This is a genomic window from Caenimonas soli, from assembly GCF_013155545.1.
Taxonomy (GTDB): Bacteria; Pseudomonadota; Gammaproteobacteria; order Burkholderiales; family Burkholderiaceae_C; genus Ramlibacter; species Ramlibacter soli.
Genome location: NZ_JABJVV010000003.1, coordinates 309,062 through 325,044 on the forward strand (window position 1 = coordinate 309,062; position 15,983 = coordinate 325,044).

The 15,983-nt window shown below is 65.6% G+C and carries 19 protein-coding genes and 2 pseudogenes; 11 read left to right on the plus strand and 10 right to left on the minus strand.

The window, feature by feature from the left end; all coding sequences use genetic code 11:
- The first annotated feature begins 2 nt into the window (after positions 1–2).
- Positions 3–707: a helix-turn-helix transcriptional regulator gene (locus HNE04_RS06710; protein WP_172217736.1), complete on the plus strand. Its 705-nt coding sequence runs from the start codon at positions 3–5 to the stop codon at positions 705–707.
- Between the two features lie 4 nt (positions 708–711).
- On the opposite strand, the gene HNE04_RS06715 is transcribed toward HNE04_RS06710, so the two are convergent.
- From HNE04_RS06715 to lplT, 3 genes are read right to left on the minus strand one after another with little or no spacing between them, the layout of a single operon-like run.
- A complete protein-coding gene (locus HNE04_RS06715; protein ID WP_172217737.1) occupies positions 712–1,197 on the minus strand; it encodes a glutathione peroxidase in 486 nt (161 codons plus the stop codon).
- 5 nt (positions 1,198–1,202) lie between these two features.
- The gene (locus HNE04_RS06720; RefSeq protein ID WP_172217738.1) at positions 1,203–2,111 is read right to left on the minus strand and encodes a DMT family transporter; all 909 of its coding nucleotides are present in this window, start codon (positions 2,109–2,111) and stop codon (positions 1,203–1,205) included.
- Positions 2,104–3,387: a lysophospholipid transporter LplT gene (gene lplT / locus HNE04_RS06725; protein WP_172217739.1), complete on the minus strand. Its 1,284-nt coding sequence runs from the start codon at positions 3,385–3,387 to the stop codon at positions 2,104–2,106. Before lplT ends, HNE04_RS06720 begins: the two co-directional genes overlap by 8 nt.
- A 104-nt stretch (positions 3,388–3,491) precedes the next feature.
- On the opposite strand from lplT, the gene alr reads away from it, so the two are divergent.
- Complete coding sequence (gene alr / locus HNE04_RS06730; protein WP_172217740.1) at positions 3,492–4,586, plus strand: alanine racemase; 1,095 nt, start codon at positions 3,492–3,494, stop codon at positions 4,584–4,586.
- A complete protein-coding gene (locus HNE04_RS06735; protein WP_172217741.1) occupies positions 4,583–5,386 on the plus strand; it encodes a hypothetical protein in 804 nt (267 codons plus the stop codon). Before alr ends, HNE04_RS06735 begins: the two co-directional genes overlap by 4 nt.
- A 117-nt stretch (positions 5,387–5,503) precedes the next feature.
- On the opposite strand, the pseudogene HNE04_RS27970 reads toward HNE04_RS06735, so the two are convergent.
- Positions 5,504–5,833: pseudogene (locus HNE04_RS27970) on the minus strand (LysR family transcriptional regulator); the annotation flags it as partial.
- Between the two features lie 34 nt (positions 5,834–5,867).
- Here HNE04_RS27970 and HNE04_RS27980 point away from each other — a divergent pair.
- Positions 5,868–6,134 (plus strand): annotated as a pseudogene (locus tag HNE04_RS27980) (hypothetical protein); the annotation flags it as partial.
- Positions 6,135–6,182: 48 nt separating this feature from the next.
- On the opposite strand, the gene HNE04_RS06745 reads toward HNE04_RS27980, so the two are convergent.
- The 5 genes from HNE04_RS06745 to HNE04_RS06765 form a co-directional block, all read right to left on the minus strand.
- Positions 6,183–7,115: an EamA/RhaT family transporter gene (locus HNE04_RS06745; RefSeq protein WP_235964824.1), complete on the minus strand. Its 933-nt coding sequence runs from the start codon at positions 7,113–7,115 to the stop codon at positions 6,183–6,185.
- 108 nt (positions 7,116–7,223) lie between these two features.
- Complete coding sequence (locus HNE04_RS06750; protein WP_172217743.1) at positions 7,224–7,682, minus strand: pyridoxamine 5'-phosphate oxidase family protein; 459 nt, start codon at positions 7,680–7,682, stop codon at positions 7,224–7,226.
- An 89-nt stretch (positions 7,683–7,771) separates the two neighbouring features.
- Positions 7,772–8,272, minus strand: a complete 501-nt coding sequence (locus HNE04_RS06755) for a hypothetical protein (protein WP_172217744.1) — start codon at positions 8,270–8,272, stop codon at positions 7,772–7,774.
- A gap of 230 nt (positions 8,273–8,502) precedes the next feature.
- Positions 8,503–8,814, minus strand: coding sequence for a BON domain-containing protein (locus HNE04_RS06760; RefSeq protein ID WP_172217745.1), 312 nt, complete (start codon positions 8,812–8,814; stop codon positions 8,503–8,505).
- A gap of 130 nt (positions 8,815–8,944) precedes the next feature.
- Complete coding sequence (locus HNE04_RS06765) at positions 8,945–9,475, minus strand: carboxymuconolactone decarboxylase family protein (RefSeq protein WP_172217746.1); 531 nt, start codon at positions 9,473–9,475, stop codon at positions 8,945–8,947.
- Positions 9,476–9,551: 76 nt separating this feature from the next.
- Here HNE04_RS06765 and HNE04_RS06770 point away from each other — a divergent pair, with 76 nt between their 5' ends.
- From HNE04_RS06770 to HNE04_RS06780, 3 genes are all read left to right on the plus strand, one after another.
- The gene (locus HNE04_RS06770; protein WP_172217747.1) at positions 9,552–10,298 is read left to right on the plus strand and encodes a hypothetical protein; all 747 of its coding nucleotides are present in this window, start codon (positions 9,552–9,554) and stop codon (positions 10,296–10,298) included.
- A gap of 38 nt (positions 10,299–10,336) precedes the next feature.
- Positions 10,337–11,605, plus strand: coding sequence for a M16 family metallopeptidase (locus HNE04_RS06775; RefSeq protein ID WP_328700274.1), 1,269 nt, complete (start codon positions 10,337–10,339; stop codon positions 11,603–11,605).
- A 97-nt stretch (positions 11,606–11,702) separates the two neighbouring features.
- Positions 11,703–12,182 carry a VOC family protein gene (locus tag HNE04_RS06780; protein ID WP_172217749.1) on the plus strand — a complete coding sequence of 160 codons (480 nt, stop codon included), beginning with the start codon at positions 11,703–11,705 and terminating at the stop codon, positions 12,180–12,182.
- 22 nt (positions 12,183–12,204) lie between these two features.
- On the opposite strand, the gene HNE04_RS06785 is transcribed toward HNE04_RS06780, so the two are convergent.
- Positions 12,205–13,053 carry a GNAT family N-acetyltransferase gene (locus tag HNE04_RS06785; protein WP_172217750.1) on the minus strand — a complete coding sequence of 283 codons (849 nt, stop codon included), beginning with the start codon at positions 13,051–13,053 and terminating at the stop codon, positions 12,205–12,207.
- A gap of 83 nt (positions 13,054–13,136) precedes the next feature.
- Here HNE04_RS06785 and HNE04_RS06790 point away from each other — a divergent pair, with 83 nt between their 5' ends.
- From HNE04_RS06790 to HNE04_RS06805, 4 genes are all read left to right on the plus strand, one after another.
- Positions 13,137–13,532, plus strand: a complete 396-nt coding sequence (locus tag HNE04_RS06790; protein WP_172217751.1) for a tautomerase family protein — start codon at positions 13,137–13,139, stop codon at positions 13,530–13,532.
- A gap of 147 nt (positions 13,533–13,679) precedes the next feature.
- The gene (locus HNE04_RS06795; RefSeq protein WP_172217752.1) at positions 13,680–14,126 is read left to right on the plus strand and encodes a hypothetical protein; all 447 of its coding nucleotides are present in this window, start codon (positions 13,680–13,682) and stop codon (positions 14,124–14,126) included.
- Positions 14,127–14,150: 24 nt separating this feature from the next.
- The gene (gene amrS, locus HNE04_RS06800; RefSeq protein ID WP_172217753.1) at positions 14,151–15,230 is read left to right on the plus strand and encodes an AmmeMemoRadiSam system radical SAM enzyme; all 1,080 of its coding nucleotides are present in this window, start codon (positions 14,151–14,153) and stop codon (positions 15,228–15,230) included.
- Positions 15,231–15,238: 8 nt separating this feature from the next.
- The gene (locus HNE04_RS06805; RefSeq protein ID WP_172217803.1) at positions 15,239–15,973 is read left to right on the plus strand and encodes a Mut7-C ubiquitin/RNAse domain-containing protein; all 735 of its coding nucleotides are present in this window, start codon (positions 15,239–15,241) and stop codon (positions 15,971–15,973) included.
- The last annotated feature ends 10 nt before the right edge of the window (positions 15,974–15,983 follow it).

The window sequence follows — 15,983 nt, forward strand, 5'->3', positions numbered from 1 at the left end:
CCATGCGCCGCGCCGACCGCCTGTTCCACATCATCCAGCTGATCCGCGGGCGGCGGCTGACCACCGCCGCCTATCTGGCCCAGCGGTTGGAAGTGTCCGAGCGCACCATCTATCGCGACATCGCCGACTTGCAGCTGCAGGGCGTTCCGATCGAGGGCGAGGCCGGCGTGGGCTATCGCCTGGGCGCGGGCTTCGACCTGCCGCCCATGATGTTCACGCAGGACGAGGCCAAGGCTTTGGTGGCTTCGGTGCGCATGGCCCAGGTCTGGCTCGATCCGGCAATGGCGCAGGGCGCGCAGGATGCGCTGGGCAAGATCTTGTCGGTGCTGCCGGTCGATGCGCGGGTGGCGGCCGAGGCGCTCGCCGTGTACGCGCCGCAGGGCGGCCTGCCGGAAAGCGCGCAACGCACCTTGCAGACGCTGCGCGAAGCCGTGCAGGAGCGGCGCAAGGTCTTCATCAACTACCGCGACCTCAGCGAGAAAGCCAGCGAGCGCACCTTGAGGCCGCTGGGCTGCTTCTACTGGGGCAAGGTCTGGACGCTGGCGGCCTGGTGCGAGCAGCGCAGCGATTTCCGCAGCTTCCGGGTCGATCGGGTGACCTATGTGCGCAGCCTGGAAGACCGCTTTCGCGACGAGCCAGGCCGCACCCTGGCCGATCTGGCCCGGCTGAACGAGACGCGGGCCCGCGAGCAGGGCTGGGCGGCTTAAGGCCTCAAGCGGCGAGCGCCTTCTCGATGTCCTTCGCCAGTGCCGCGGGGGGATCGTTAGGCGCGTAGCGCTTGATCACCTGGCCGTCCTTGCCGACCAGGAACTTGGTGAAGTTCCACTTGATCGCCTTGCTGCCCAGCAAGCCCGGCGCCTCGGCGCTGAGCCACTGGTACAGCGGATCGGCGTCCGGGCCCTTCACGTCGATCTTGGCCATCATCGGGAAGCTGACCCCGTAATTGAGCTGGCAGAACTCCGCGATTTCTTCGTCCTTGCCCGGGTCCTGGGCGCCGAACTGGTTGCAGGGAAAGCCCAGCACCACCAAGCCCTTCTTGCCGTAGGCTTTGTGCAGTTCCTCCAGGCCACCGAACTGCGGCGTGAAACCGCAGGCGCTGGCGGTGTTGACGACCAGCAGCACCTTGTCCTTGAATTTCTTCAAGGGCACTGTCTTGCCGTCGATCTGCCGGGCCTCGAAGTCGTAGATAGTCTTCATGATTTCTATTGTGCGCCAAGGCCGGGCGCCTGTGCTTCCTCCACCGGCCAGGCCGACCAGACGGCGGCCGCCAGGATCAACGAACCGCCCAGCCAGGTGCGGGCGTTCATTTCCGCCGCGCCCAGCGCCACCGCCGACAGGCTGGCGAACACGACTTCCGACAGCATGATCAGCGCCGCGGCATGTGCGTTCATGCGCGAGGCGCCGTATTGCAAGGCCACGTTGCTGGCCAGAAAGCCCAGGCTCAGCGCCAGGCCCACGCCGGCCCAGGCCAGCTGCGGTTGCGGCGGGGCGGCCACGACCCCCAGCGTCAGGCCCAGCAAGCCCCCGCCCGTCGCCATCAGCGCGCCGCCGCCGAACATCGCCAGGATGCGTGGCGCGGCCTGGACGCGCTGGAGCTTGCGCAGCAGGATGTTGGTCAAGGCGAAGCTGAAGCCGCCCGCCAGCGCCAGCCAGTCCGCTGCGCCCTCGGGCACGGGCAAGGGCGAGCCGGGCGCCTTGAGCACGATCACCACCCCCGCCATGGCCAGCGCCAGTCGCATCGCTGAAACGGGCGTGGGCCTTTCGCCGAGCATGGGCCAGGCCAGCACCACAGTCCAAGCCGGCATCAGGTAGAACAGCAGCACCACCCGGACCACGTCGCCCACGGTGACCGCCCAGTTGAAGCCCACGTTGGTCATGCCGGCCGCGGCCATCAACAGCCACAGCAGCGGCTGGCGGCCGAAGCCGCGCCAGGCATCGGGCTTGAAGGCCAGCAGCAACGCCAGGGACACCAGGTAGATGAAGGCGGTCGCCCACAAGGGATGCAGGCCGTGCTCCTGGAGCACCCGAAACGGCCACCAGGACACACCCCAGATGAAGGCATTGAAGACGAGTGCCAGGGCCGGCAGCGCGCCGGCCGGCACCCTAGCCATGCGGGTTGTCGTGCCGGGCGATCTTCAGCAGGTGGTCGACTTCTTCCTTGTACTTCACCGTATTGTTCTGGTGCCAGCGCATGATCAGCCACATCACGCCGGCAACCACCAGGCCGAACGCGGTGATGGCGCCGAAGGCGGACATGCCCATGCCGGTGGACAGGCTGTAGAACGCGCCCAGGCCCAGGATGCAGGCCTGCTCGTTGAAGTTCTGTACGGCGATGGACCGGCCGGCGCCCATCAGGTTGTGGCCCCGGTGTTGCAGCAGCGCATTCATCGGCACCACCAGGAAGCCGCCCAGCCCGCCCATCAGGATCAGGAAGGGCGCGGCCACCCAGACGTTGCTGATGAAGTTCATCACGATGATCAGCACGCCCATGATGATGCCCATGGGGATGACCTTCGTGGCGACGTCCAGGCGCATGCGCACCGAGGCGACGATCGCGCCCACCGCGGTGCCGATGGCCACCACGCCGCCCAGCGAGGAGGCCTGCGTGGTGCTGTAGCCCAGTGCCGCGGCGCTCCAGGCCAGGATGATGTAGCGCAGGTTGCCGCTCACGCCCCAGAACAGCGTGGTGGTCGCCAGCGAGATCTGACCCAGCTTGTCGCGCCACAGCCGCGAGTTGCAGGTCCAGAAATCGGGCACCAGCTCCAGCGGGTTCTTCGGCATGGGGCGCATCTCCACGCCCGTGAGCGGAATGCGCAGGTTGAACCAGGCCGCCACCATGTAGATGAAGATCAGAACGAAGATGGCCGCTTCGGGCGGTGTATCGATTCCGGTCTGGATAAACGGCACGTCGACCGCCAGCAATTGGGTGGAAATCACGTGCCCCACCAGCTGGCCGCCCAGCAGGATGCCCAGGATGATGGAGGCGATGGTCAGGCCCTCGATCCAGCCGTTGGCCTTGACCAGTTGCGAAGCCGGCAGGAGCTCGGTGAGGATGCCGTACTTGGCCGGCGAGTAAGCCGCGGCGCCCAGGCCGACCACGGCGTAGGCCATCAACGGATGGCTGCCGAACAGCATCATCAGGCAGCCCACCACCTTGATGGCGTTGCTGACGAACATGACGTTTCGCTTGGGCCGGGCGTCGGCGAAGGCGCCCAGCCAGGGGGCGAGGATCACATAGAACAGGGCGAAGATCGGCACCAGCGCCGCGCGTTGCCATTCGGCTCCGCCGCCACTCTTGATCAGTTCAACCGCTGCGACGAAAAGCGCTTGATCGGCCAGTGACGAGAAGAACTGGGCCGACATGAGGGTGTAGAAACCGCGCTTCATTGTCTGGGCTGTGGCGCATCAGGCGGGCTGATGGGCGGTAATTTTTAGGACTGTCTCCAAGCGACAAGGGGTTATATCACGTGGGGTAATGACAAAATCGGGTTATGCCCCGTCCCATCCAGGCCACCATCCACGGCGAAGCGCTGCGCCACAACCTTTCCCGCATGCGCGCGGCCGCGCCCGATGCCAGGGTGTGGGGCGTGGTCAAGGCAAATGCCTACGGCCACGGAATCGAGCGGGTGTTCGACGGATTGCGCGGCGCCGACGGCTTTGCCCTGCTCGATCTGCAGGAGGCCGAGCGGGTGCGGGCACTGGGCTGGCGCGGGCCCATCCTGCTGCTGGAAGGCGTGTTCGAGCCGCGCGACCTGGAGCTGTGCTCGCGCCTGAACCTGTGGCACACGGTGCACTGCGATGAGCAGATCGACATGCTGGCCATGCACAAGACAAACCAGCCGCACCGCGTCTTCCTCAAGATGAATTCGGGCATGAACCGCCTGGGTTTTGCCCCGCACCGTTTCCGCTCGGCCTGGACCCGGCTGGATGCGCTGCCCCAGGTGGACGAGATATCGTTGATGACGCATTTCAGCGATGCCGACAGTGCCAAGGGCATCGCCGAGCAGGTGCGCGTGTTCGACGAGATCACGCGCGACCTGCCCGGCGAGCGCACGCTGTCCAACAGCGCCGCCAGCCTGCGCTTCGGCGCGGAGCCCGGCGTGCGGGCCGACTGGATCCGACCGGGCATCGCCGTCTATGGCAGCGCGCCGGACTATCCCGACCACGACATCGCGCACTGGGATCTGCAGCCGACCATGACGCTGGCCACACGGATCATCGGCGTGCAGGAACTGGCGCCCGGCGACACGGTGGGTTACGGATCCAGCTTCACCGCCGACGCGCCGCTGCGCATCGGCGTGGTGGCCTGCGGCTACGCCGACGGCTATCCGCGCCACTGCAGCACCGGCACGCCGGTGCTGGTGGACGGCGTGCGCACCCGCATGGTCGGGCGCGTCAGCATGGACATGATCACGGTGGACCTGACGCCGGTGCCCGAGGCCGGCTTCGGCGCGGAGGTGACGATGTGGGGCCGGGCGGCTAACGGCGCTGTGCTGGCCATCGACGAGGTGGCGCGCGCCGGCGGCACGGTGGGGTACGAGCTGATGTGCGGGCTGGCGTTGCGGGTGCCGGCCGTCGTGGAATGAAGAACCTGTCGAACTGGCGATCGGTTCGACTTTGGGAAAGCAGCGTCGCCCGCGATCTGCACAAGCGCCATTGGCTTTGGCTGCATGGCTGGTGCATCGGCCTGTTGGTGCTGGGGCTGATGTGGGCAACCGCCCATATGCAGTTGCTGATGGGGTCGCAATCGCTGGCGCTGCGTTATCTCGTCACCCTGGGCGTCGGTTACCTGGGCTACCTGCTGGTGCTGCGCCTGTGGGCCGGTGTCCTGGTGGGCCGGGACGAAGCGGGCCTCGACCTGCCGGGCGACATCCCCGTCCCCGGCTCCGGCAGGCCCGTCGGCCTGGATCGCGTGCAACCCGAAGCCCCGGCGTTCCAGTCCGGCGGCGGCGGCGATTTCGGCGGCGGCGGCGCGTCCGCCGATTTCTCGGTGGCGGGCGATTCGGGCGAAGTGCTCGGCGAGGTCGCCACGGGGGCGTTGGAGGTGGCAGCCGGCGCGGACGAGGGTGCGATTGTCGTGGTGCCGGTCGTCGCCATATTCCTGATCGGCCTCGCTGTGCTGTTCGGCGCGGGTTCCCTGCTATTGCTCTATTTCGGATGGGAAGCCTTGCTCACCGTTGCCGTGGAACTTGCCTTCAGCTACGTCTCGGCCCGAACCGCGATTCGCGTGGTGCGCGAGGGCTGGTTATCGGCAGTGGTACGCCTGACCTGGAAGCCTTTGCTCGGCGCACTCTTCTGCGCAGTGCTGCTGGGGGCGACCATGGACTATTTCATCCCGTCGGCCTATTCGCTGCCTCACGCGCTCATGCTGATCAAGGGGCCATGACCCGAAGGGAATCAAGAATTGCGGTCGCGGTACCGGCCATGGTGGTGCTGGCGCTGGGGACAATCGGAAGTGGTGGGAGGGGTTGCGGTAGGCTAGCCTCGCACCGCGCTCCTGAAGGCGGCCGTCCTTGACCCTTGAGTGAAGCAGAGCTGGCAGGCGCGGTAAATCGGGAAGCCCGAGCTTGGGGCCCACGTCAACTGCGCCGAATGGCAGCATGCGCGGAGCCAATGCAGCAACGCCGAGCCCGGCCATCACACGCACGCCGCAGGGCTCGGCAAGCGTGGCAACCGGCAGGGGCTCGCCCGCGCGATGCTGCCAGCTGGGCGCTGCGAACCAGCAGAATTTTTCTTCGCAAAGAATTTTCCCGTCGCTCCGCCCGGCATGCAGGCGGACGATCACCGTGTCGAGTTCCCGCCGGTCGAAGCTTTGAAGCAGGTCGCCCAACGATCTCGTGTTCATCCAGATCACCGTGAACAACACCCGCACCGTGGAACAAAAGAAAGTGCTGTTTCAGCGGATCGCGGAGCTGCTCGGCGAAAGCCCGGACATCCGGCCGGAGGACCTGACCCGGGAACTCAAGTCGGCGCAGATCGTTCGTGCGCCGACCTCTCCCACGGTCGTGGACACCTTCCTGGCAGCACTGAGATCATTTGTGGAAGAAATGAAGGTCCAGGGCTTCATTGATGCAGCTATGAAAAGACACGGGATTGCAGGTGCGTCCGTCGCGCCTGCCGAAGCTGCGGAGTAATGGCCACGGATCGCTTGCGCCCGCTTTTCCTGTGATCTCCGCCGCAAATCAAAGCTTCAGGCACAAGGCCAACAAGCCCGCGCCCACCAGCGCCAGTCCCGCCTGGTCCACGCGCGAGAGCTTCTCGCGCAGCAGCCGGTGCGACACGAGGTAGCTGAAGACGACCTCGATCATTCCCAATGTGCGTACATTGGCGGCAGTGGTGAGCGCGAAGGCGGTGAACCAGCCGATCGAGGCCAGCGCGCCTGTGCCGCCAGCCAAGATCGAGATGCGCCAGGCCGTGGCCGTGGCGCGTAGCGCCTGCGGCGCGCGCCACGCGAGCCAGGCGCCCAGCATCAGCGACTGCGCCGCCTGCGCCCACAGCACGCCCCAGCCGCCTATGAGCCAGGCCGATGCGTCCGGCAGCTGCAGCGCCGCGCCGCGATATCCCACCGCCGAGAACGCAAAGCCGGCCCCGGAGGCCAGGCCATACCATCCCGCGCGCCCGGACCAGGCCCGCACGCCACCCGAGGCGGCTTTCGGCGGCACCGAGAGCAGCACCACGCCCGCGGTGGCGAGCACCATCGCGAGCACGGTAATCCAGCCGGGCAGCTCGCGCAGGAAAAGGGTGGCGAACAGCGCCACCTGCAGCGCGTCGGTCTTCGAGTACGCGACCCCGATAACGAAGTTGCGCTGCTTCATGGCGGCCAGCAGGCAAGCGGTGGCGGCGAGCTGGCCTACCGCGCCCAGCATCAGCCAGCCGAAGTAGCCGGTGTGGAACGATGGGATGGCCGCTGCGGTCCCCGGCAGCAGGTGCACCGTTAGTACCCAGACCGCCGCAAACGGCAGGCCGTAGAGAAAGCGCGAGAGCGTCGCACCCAGCGTGCCGGCCTGCGCTACCAACGAGCGCTGCGCCGTGTTGCGCGCCGTCTGCGCAAGGGCGGCAGCGACCACGATGGGGATCCACAGCCAGGGCAAGATGGGGGCGGTGGCATTGCTCATCGATGCCATCATTGTGCATCTGCCGGCGCGGGGTGCTACCGTTGCGCGCTCAGGGGCAGGACCTAGGTGGGCTGTTATCGGCCCAGAAGCGGACCTGCGTCTGCTCTCTCAGCAGGTTACCAAGTCCGTGTGGGCGAATCCCTTGGTGTAATCCAGCACCGAGATGATCTCGGGCTCTACCCGGAATAGAGCAACCTCCTCGGGCGCGGGCATTCGCATGCTTGCGGTGCCGGGCGGCGCGTCGGGGTACTTGAGCGGCAGCATCCGCAGCACCTTCTCGGCCTCGGCCCGGTCAGTGACGCGGTGTGTTCGCGCCGCCATGGACAATCCGGTAATCGCCATGATGTCCGGCGTGTCGTGGTCGATCGTGATCGAAACGCGGCTGTCTAGCGCCAGGTTCTTCGCTTTCTGGCTTTCCAGGCCGCAGAGGAACCAAAGCGTCATGCCGTCGTTGACATAGCCGACCGTCGTGGCCTGCGGCCACCCATCGGGGCGCAGCGTCGCAATCGTCATGATCCTGTGCTCATCGATCAATGCCAGGATTTTCTGCCTCAGTAGTTCATCCATTTGGGGCTCCACTCCGCCGGCGGCGGAAGCCCAAATATGGTGCTGCCAGCTAGGAGCGCCGTGTTTGATCTTCGTCAGACGAAGGAAGATCACTCTTGCACGGGTTCGTACTTCCGTCGCGCTACGCGCTCCATATTGGTCCCTTCGATGCGGATCAATCGCGTCGGCCCAGCCCGGCTGGGTGCGTGCAGGTCACCCTCGTTGTACACATGAGCGCGTCCCGGCGTGAGCGTGTACTTGCGCAGCTCTTTCACCTTGTGGTCGAGGGATGCCGCATCCACCAGCGTCCAGTCGCTCATGACTGTCTCTCCGTCGGCCTGGCCGTAGATCGCCCACGAAGGCCCGTGGTCATGCGGCGGGCTGTCCTTGGCGTCCGTGTAGCGGTGCGCCAGGATGCAGAAGCCCAGCTGCGGGTCCTCGTAGAGCACCTTGCGTTCCGGCGAAGTCTCGTCGAAGAGGGTTTCGACGAATGCGCGATCCCTCAACACGTCGCACAGGAGTGCGGCAACTTTTTCGCGGCCGCCGGGGTTGTTTTCCTTCAGCAGGATCTCGCGGACGCGCGCCGCGAAGGAGTCGAGGGTATGGGGCATGGTCTTCCTGGGTTGATGAACTACGGTGTCAGCACTATAGAAGTTCAAGTCAACTTGAAGTCAAGAGGTTTCTTCGCGGAAGTGAAGGGTCTGCTGCACGCGAGGCCGGCCGGCGCAGCTTCGCGCTGGCCGATCTGTTGGCGCCACATGGCGTAGTACAGGCCAACACGCCCGAGACGGGGAAGATCACCGCGGATTGATGCGTGTGAGTGGCGAGGCCACCTAGAGGCTCATCCCGTGATCATCAGCTGGTTATCGACAGACTTCACGCCTTCGATCTTGCGCGCTGTGTCTTCGGCTTTGCGGCGCAGGGCCATGCTCTTCACCTCGCCGCGAAGGCGAACATTGCCCTGGGTCGTGTCCACGTTAATTTTCAGTGCGCTAAGTTCCGGATCGGCCGCGAGGGCCGCCTTCAGCTTGGTGCCGATGGTCACGTCGTCCACGGCCTGGCCAACCGTGCGTTGCGGACCGCTGGCGCCCGTCATGCCCGCGCAGCCGACAAGGCTCAGCACGGTGGCTGCTGCAATGATCAAGGTCTTCATGCTTTCGCCCCTTTGAGGTAGGTGAAAGGAGACATCATGCGTTTTTCTGCACTCGCAGCCTTGTAGGAACTCGCCACAACACGTGGTCAGCCAGAGGTGCTCATCAGGCTGCTGGGGGCAGGCGGCCTGCTCAGCAATCGACAGGGTAGAGGCTTGCGTGCCTTGCCCTCGCCCGCCCATGGCGCACCGCGTTCTGCACTTCCGGCGGTGCCGCTTCAGCGATCTGCCGATCGGGCTCGACGCCCAAAGCGTCGTTGACGGTCGAGAATGCGAGCCGAAAGGCGATGAAGGTTGTTGCCTCGAAGATGTCCCTTTCTGAGCAATCGGCGGCGCGCAACGCGTCCACGTCCTGCGCCGTCGTGCCGTTGGGGTTGCCGACCACTTTGCGCGCCCACGCGGCGAGCGCCTCTTCGCGCGGCGTGAGGGCCTCGCTGGAGGATGCGCTGAGCACTGCGGCCGCGGTAGAGGGATCGACAGCCGAAGCAAGCATCTTCCCCCAGGCCAGCGAGCAGTACGAATCGCCCAGCGTAGACGCCGTGGCGCAGGTAAGTACCGCCTGTTCGCGAGGTGACAGCGACGAGGTGGAGGTGACCAGGCCACGCAGTGCAAGGAACGCGTCTGCCACGTCCGGCCGCCAAGTCCAGGCCCGGTTGTAATTCATGACGAAGCCGCGCTTCGCAAGGACGCCAGCTCGTCAGCCGCCGGAGGCCGCCCTCGACGGAGTAGAGTCGAACGCAATGAACAGACTTCAAGCTGAGTTGCAACGTCTCTACCTCTCGCCTGACATGGAGCGAGAAGCCGCTGATCCTGAAGAGCCTGGCCTCGTCGGCCCCGGTGGGCGGGTGAGGGCGATGGTGCTGGAGCTTGCACGGCCCGCCAGCTGGGATGGTCTCGCGAAGGTATGGCGAGGCGTTCAGGTCGATCTGGAACTGCCCGCCCCTTCGATCGCAGTCTCCGGCATCGACGGCTACCAGCTCTGGTTCTCCTTGTCGGAGTCCGTTTCAGTCGCGCAAGCAATTGCATTTCTTGACTTGTTACGCAGGCGCTATCTCGGCGATATCCCGCAGGAGCACATCGGAATGAAACCTTCTGCGGATGCATCCGCGCCAGGGCACGCGCAGCACGAGGTGTTGCCTCCCGCCCAACGGGCAGCCGGGCGGTGGTCGGCGTTCGTGGCGCCGGACCTGGCAGCACTGTTCGCGGACGAGCCTTGGCTTGACCTTCCACCTGGTGCCGATGCGCAGGCAGACCTGTTGTCTCGCCTCAACAGCATGAAACCCGCCGACTTGAAGCGGGCATTGGAGCGGCTCAGGCCTGCCGATACCCCGGGATCTGCTCAGGCGCCACCGGCAGCGGCTACCGATAGTCCGGATCCCCGACGCTTCCTGCTCGAGATCATGAATGATCGAACCATAGAATTGCACCTGCGCATCGAGGCTGCGAAGGCGCTCTTGCCATACTTCGAAGGCCCTCGTCCGCTTTGACTCTTATTACTTCGTCTCTCAAGACACTCGGCAACGGGGTGCGCCTCCTGGCCATCCGCCTTCCGCATGTACAAAGCGCCAGCGTCGGGGTCTTCCTGCGGGTGGGCTCCCGGGACGAGACGCCCGCGACCAGTGGCATCAGCCATGTTCTGGAGCACATGGCCTTCAAGGGCACGACCACCCGATCCGTCCAGGCGATCAACCTGGATGCGGAGCGACTGGGAGCGGACGTCAATGCGTTCACGAGCAAGGACACGACGGGCTACTTCATGACCGGTCTGGGCAATCACGTGGACCAGTTCCTGAAGATGACGGCCGACATCGTCCTGAACAGCACCTTCCCTGAAGCCGAACTGAAGCGGGAGCTGGAGGTGATCCGTCAGGAAGCCATCGAGTACCTCGAGGATCCGCAGGAGAGCTCCGGCGCGCTGCTGGACCGCGCCATCTGGGGAGACCACGCTATGGGTATGCCGGTGATTGGCACCGTGCAGAACATTGAACGCTTTACCCGGGACGACCTCATCGTGCACGTGAAGTCTCACTACGTGGCCGACAAGACCGTTGTTGCCGCAGCGGGAAATTTCGACGTCGAAGCCTTCTTTGCTCAGGCCGGCCAACTCTTTGCCGGCATGCCCCGATCCACCAACGGGATGTCGCCGGCGCTTTCCGCGCCGGCACCGTACATCGGCAGCGCCATGGGACAGCGGTTCAGCCAGGTATCGCAGGTCTTCGTGAACATGGCTTACCCCCTTGCGCCAGCGAAGGCCGAAGAGATCCAGCAGCAGCGATGGCGACTCGTCGCATCGGTGGCGGCGATCCTGTTCGGCGGTGGAATGTCTGCGCCGCTGACGGACACCATTCGTGAACGACTCGGTCTCGCCTACACGGCGGAGTCGAGCACGGAAAACGGCGATGTCTGGTTCAACTTCCTCGTGCATGCGGTCACAACCCCCGACAAGCTCGAGCAATTGATGACCGCCACTGGTGAACTGCTGCGCGAACACGCGCGCCTGATCGACCTGGTGCACTTGGAGCGGGCGAAGAACCAGCTGGCGGTTTCCCGCGTGCGTTCCTCGGAACGAACCTACGCGACCATGGAACGCGCGGTCGAAGAGCTCTTCGTGCACGGAATGGTCACGTCCACGAAGGAAACGATCTCCGTGATCGAAACCATCACGGCAGACGAAGTGCGGGCAGTCTTCGAGCGGATCCTGAAGAATCGGCCGGCGCTGGCGATCACCGGCAAGGCAGCCACCACCAAAGCGGCCAAGCAACTGGTGTCGACGCTCGCTGCCACTACCCAGTAGTACTGCGGCCGAGAACCGGTCGCTTGTGATTCGTGGCAGACTATCTCTCGAGTGCGCCAGCCTGAGCAACCGTACCTGTCATGAGTTGGAGGACGAAATGATCAGTAAAAACACGATCTGCCTCTGGTACGACGGCACCGCCTTGGACGCCGCCCAGTTTTACGCGAAGACGTTTCCGGACAGCGCCGTGGGAGTGATCCTTCGCGCGCCTGGCGACTATCCCGCCGGCAAGCAAGGCGATGTCTTGACGGTCGAGTTCACCGTCATCGGCATCCCTTGCCTCGGCTTGAACGGCGGCCCCGAGTTCACGCACAGCGAGGCATTCTCGTTCCAGGTCGCGACCGATGACCAGGCCGAAACTGATCGCCTATGGAACGCGATTGTCAGCAACGGCGGCCAGGAAAGCGAATGCGGCTGGTGCAAGGACAAGTGGGGCCTGTCCTGGCAGATCACGCCACGGGCCCTCACGGAGGCGATCGCCGATCCTGATCGCGCGGCGGCCAAGCGCGCCTTCGAAGCAATGATGCAGATGAGAAAAATCGACATCGCTGCCATCGAAGCGGCACGACGGGGCTGAGGCTTATTTCGCGTGTGGTGCTTCAACCCAGTTCAAAAGTCGTGACCCCGTACAGGCCGTGCATGGTCACGGCCGGCGGCCGGCCCGTGTACATACGCGCGGTCTCGAACACCCTGCGCATGTGATGGCGCTGCGCCAGCGCCACCGCGGCCGCGTTCGCCTCCGGCAGGTCGAGGTAGACGGGTTCCGCGGCGCCCGCCCGGGAGCACAGGGCTAGGAACAGGCACTCGGCGATGCGTTCTCGTTCGGCGAACAAGGGCCCGATCTTCCAGCCGCTGCGGCAGCGGCGGACCAGGCCGTAGCCTTGCAGCCGGCCGTCCTCGATCCAGCCGCGCGCGGCGGCGTCCGGCTGTGTGAGCCAGGCGCGCAGGAAGGCCGTGCGCTCGGCGGGGAAGTACGCCTTGTCGTAGGCGCACACGGTGGAGAAGGGCACGCGGGCGAGGTCGACCACCCGCGCGTCGTCGGGGGCGGGCGTCCCGCCGCGACCCTCGTAGCGCACGTTGCGCCAGGCCAGCTCGAACCCTGACTTCCGGTAATTGGGCTGCTGCGCGACTACGCCGTCCAGCCCGATCTGCCGGCCCGCGGCGGAAGCCATCCCGTGCTGCCATAGCGCCCAGCCCAGGCCGCGGCCGCGCCATTCCGGCCGCACGATGTACAGGCCCAGGAATGCGAAGCCGGGCTCGTACTTGACCACCGAGATCGAGGCCACCGGCTCGCCCTCCAGCGTGCCGACGAAGAAGCCTTGCGGATCGGCGGCACGGAAGGTCTCGGCGTCGTGCAGGCCGGGATTCCAGCCTTCCTGAGCTGCCCACTCGATCGCGAGCGCGACCTCGTCGCGGCTCATTGTCCGGGTGACGTAGCCCGCTTGCATGTCGCCATGCTAGATCTTGGGAGTGGTTTTCTCCAGTACCCCGTTGTTCCCGTTAAAGTGGACGGCCACGTGCACATGTCCATATGCCTTACCTTCAGCTAGACGTAACCGGCAGCTACTCCGTCAGCGACAAGCAGCGGTTGGCCGCTGCGATGAGTGAGACTTACGCCCGCATGATGTCCGTGGACATCCGGCGAATCAGCGTTGCCATCCGCGAGTTGGGCGATGGCGGCCTGTGGCGAATTCCCGAAGTCGGCGACGAACCGGCCCCGGTCTCGATGCTCATGCTGGACATCCGCAGGGGCCGGCCCGCCGAGTTGCGGATGGAGCTGGCAAAGGCGCTTTGCCAGCACTGCATTGACATTTTCGGCTTGCAGGAGCACCAGCTCAACGTCGAGTTCACCCAGCATGACGGTGACGAGATGTACCACCCAGCCCTTGGCGGTTACAGCCCTGACTGGAAGCCCGGCGAAGCCTGAGGCCGCTCGGCCGGCGGGCGGTTGATATCTAAGGCCGAGCTTTGTAATCGTGCTCCGACAACGACTGCCGTACCGCGCTGACGGCGCATGTGGTCCTGGGTGCGTTGGTATGGTGCAGTTACTTTTCTCCACTCGAAAGGCTCCACCATGTACAAACACGTTATCTCTCTCGCTGTCGCTGTCGCTATTGGCTTCGGCATCGGCGGCAGCGCCTTCGCCGCCGATGCGATGAGCAAGGACGCCTACAAAGCCGAAAAGGACAAGATCGAGACGCAAGCCAAGGCCGACAAGAAGGCCTGCGATGGAATGAAGGCCAACGCGAAGGACGTGTGCCAAGCTGAGGCAAAGGCCAAGGAGAAGATCGCGAAGGCCGAGCTCGACGCCAAGAACAAGCCGGGTGCCAAGGCGGACGAGAAGGTGCGGCTGATGAAGGCCGAGGGCGACTATGAGGTCGCCAAGGAGAAGTGCGAGGACCAGCAAGGCGCCGCTATGGCCACCTGCAAGAAGGATGCGAAAGCGTCTTACGACAAGGCCAAGACCGCTGCCAAGCAGGCTGCGGCGCAGCCGAAAGCGGACGCCAAGAGCAAGTCCTGATACTCCAGGCGGTCAGCCCCTTCGATGCACCCTGCTCGCTGGTGGCACCGTCTGGACGACGGCCGCATCCAGTGCGATCTGTGCCCGCGCGATTGCCGGCTGCACGACGGCCAGCGCGGCATGTGCTTCGTGCGCCAGCGCGTCGGCGACGCGATGGTGCTCACGACCTACGGCCGCAGCTCCGGCTTCTGCCTCGATCCCATAGAGAAGAAGCCGCTCAACCATTTCTTCCCCGGCTCCAGCGTGCTTTCGTTCGGGACGGCGGGTTGCAACCTCGCTTGCAAGTTCTGCCAGAACTGGGACATTTCCAAGAGCCGGGAGATGGACCGGCTGATGGACGCCGCCTCGCCGCAGCGCATCGCGCAAGCCGCGCGCGCCAGCGGCGCCGCGAGCGTGGCCTTCACCTACAACGACCCGGTGATCTTTGCCGAGTACGCGATGGACACCGCCGATGCCTGCCATGCACTCGGCCTCTACAGCGTGGCGGTGACGGCCGGCTACATTCACGCGCAGCCACGCCGCGAGTTCTACGCGAGGATGGACGTGGCGAACGTCGACCTGAAGGGCTTCACCGAGAGTTTCTACTTCCAGCAGACCGGCGGCCACCTCGCGCCGGTGCTCGACACACTGCAGTACCTGCGGCACGAGACGGCGTGTTGGCTGGAGATCACGACGCTGCTGATCCCCGGCCTGAATGACGACGCCAGCGAGATCGAAGCGCTGTCGCGCTGGGTGGCGAGCGAGCTGGGGCCGGACGTGCCGCTGCATTTCACGGCCTTCCACCCGGACTACAAGATGCTGGACAGGCCGCCCACGCCGCCCGCCACGCTCCAGCGCGCCCGCGCCATCGCGCTCGCCAACGGCCTGCACTACGTTTACACCGGCAACGTGCATGACGTGGAGGGCGGCACCACTTACTGCCCCGGCTGCGGCGAACCGCTGATCCGGCGCGACTGGTACGAGGTGCTGGAATGCGCGCTCGACGCCCGCGCGTCCTGCCCGCATTGCGGCGCGCGCGTGGCCGGGTGCTTCGGCGCGTTCTCGCGCGGCTTCGGGCGGCGACGCATTCCGGTGCGGCTGGAAGCGGCCGGCGGCGAACCCTGATGCCTCGCATGGTGACGGCGACTTTCCGCTTCTACGAGGAGCTGAACGATTTCCTCGCGCCCGAGCGGCGGCGGCGCGAGTTCACCGTGCCCTGCGCCCGCGCCGCCACCACCAAGCACATGATCGAGGCGCTCGGCGTTCCGCACACCGAGGTCGAGTTGATCCTGCTCAATGGCGCGTCGGTCGGTTTCGGCACGCTCCTGCGCGAGGGCGACCGCGTGGCCGTGTACCCCAAGTTCGAGGCGTTCGACATCAAGCCGCTGCTGCGCGTGCGCGAACAGCCACTGCGCGACATTCGCTTCGTGGCCGACACCCACCTCGGCTCCCTTGCCCGCCTGCTGCGGATGATGGGTTTCGACACTCTGTACGACAACGCCTTTGCCGACGACGAGATCGAGCGCCTGGCAGCGGCGCAGGGCCGCATCGTGCTGACGCGCGACCGCGACCTGCTTAAGCGGGGAAGCATCACGCATGGCTGCTATGTGCGCGCGCTGCGGCCGCAGCAGCAGTTGCGCGAGGTCTTCGAGCGGCTACAACTCGCGCGCAGCGCCCGCCCGTTCACCCTCTGCCCGGGCTGCAATGCGGCGCTGCATGCCGTCGCCAAGGCACAGGTGGAGCACCTTCTGCCGCCGCTCGTGCGCGAGCTCTACGACAGTTTCAGCACCTGCCAGGTCTGCGGGCGCGTGTTCTGGGAGGGAGCGCACTGGCAGCGCATGCGCGCTCTGGTCGATGCGGAATGCTGATCCACTGACT

What these genes read in the sequence shown, in the direction of transcription:
- HNE04_RS06710 (WP_172217736.1), top strand. Translation starts at nt 3, where the DNA reads ATGCGCCGCGCCGACCGCCTGTTCCACATCATCCAGCTGATCCGCGGG.
- HNE04_RS06715 (WP_172217737.1), bottom strand. Translation starts at nt 1,197, where the DNA reads ATGAAGACTATCTACGACTTCGAGGCCCGGCAGATCGACGGCAAGACA.
- HNE04_RS06720 (WP_172217738.1), bottom strand. Translation starts at nt 2,111, where the DNA reads ATGGCTAGGGTGCCGGCCGGCGCGCTGCCGGCCCTGGCACTCGTCTTC.
- lplT (WP_172217739.1), bottom strand. Translation starts at nt 3,387, where the DNA reads ATGAAGCGCGGTTTCTACACCCTCATGTCGGCCCAGTTCTTCTCGTCA.
- alr (WP_172217740.1), top strand. Translation starts at nt 3,492, where the DNA reads ATGCCCCGTCCCATCCAGGCCACCATCCACGGCGAAGCGCTGCGCCAC.
- HNE04_RS06735 (WP_172217741.1), top strand. Translation starts at nt 4,583, where the DNA reads ATGAAGAACCTGTCGAACTGGCGATCGGTTCGACTTTGGGAAAGCAGC.
- HNE04_RS06745 (WP_235964824.1), bottom strand. Translation starts at nt 7,115, where the DNA reads ATGAGCAATGCCACCGCCCCCATCTTGCCCTGGCTGTGGATCCCCATC.
- HNE04_RS06750 (WP_172217743.1), bottom strand. Translation starts at nt 7,682, where the DNA reads ATGGATGAACTACTGAGGCAGAAAATCCTGGCATTGATCGATGAGCAC.
- HNE04_RS06755 (WP_172217744.1), bottom strand. Translation starts at nt 8,272, where the DNA reads ATGCCCCATACCCTCGACTCCTTCGCGGCGCGCGTCCGCGAGATCCTG.
- HNE04_RS06760 (WP_172217745.1), bottom strand. Translation starts at nt 8,814, where the DNA reads ATGAAGACCTTGATCATTGCAGCAGCCACCGTGCTGAGCCTTGTCGGC.
- HNE04_RS06765 (WP_172217746.1), bottom strand. Translation starts at nt 9,475, where the DNA reads ATGAATTACAACCGGGCCTGGACTTGGCGGCCGGACGTGGCAGACGCG.
- HNE04_RS06770 (WP_172217747.1), top strand. Translation starts at nt 9,552, where the DNA reads ATGAACAGACTTCAAGCTGAGTTGCAACGTCTCTACCTCTCGCCTGAC.
- HNE04_RS06780 (WP_172217749.1), top strand. Translation starts at nt 11,703, where the DNA reads ATGATCAGTAAAAACACGATCTGCCTCTGGTACGACGGCACCGCCTTG.
- HNE04_RS06785 (WP_172217750.1), bottom strand. Translation starts at nt 13,053, where the DNA reads ATGCAAGCGGGCTACGTCACCCGGACAATGAGCCGCGACGAGGTCGCG.
- HNE04_RS06790 (WP_172217751.1), top strand. Translation starts at nt 13,137, where the DNA reads ATGCCTTACCTTCAGCTAGACGTAACCGGCAGCTACTCCGTCAGCGAC.
- HNE04_RS06795 (WP_172217752.1), top strand. Translation starts at nt 13,680, where the DNA reads ATGTACAAACACGTTATCTCTCTCGCTGTCGCTGTCGCTATTGGCTTC.
- amrS (WP_172217753.1), top strand. Translation starts at nt 14,151, where the DNA reads ATGCACCCTGCTCGCTGGTGGCACCGTCTGGACGACGGCCGCATCCAG.
- HNE04_RS06805 (WP_172217803.1), top strand. Translation starts at nt 15,239, where the DNA reads ATGGTGACGGCGACTTTCCGCTTCTACGAGGAGCTGAACGATTTCCTC.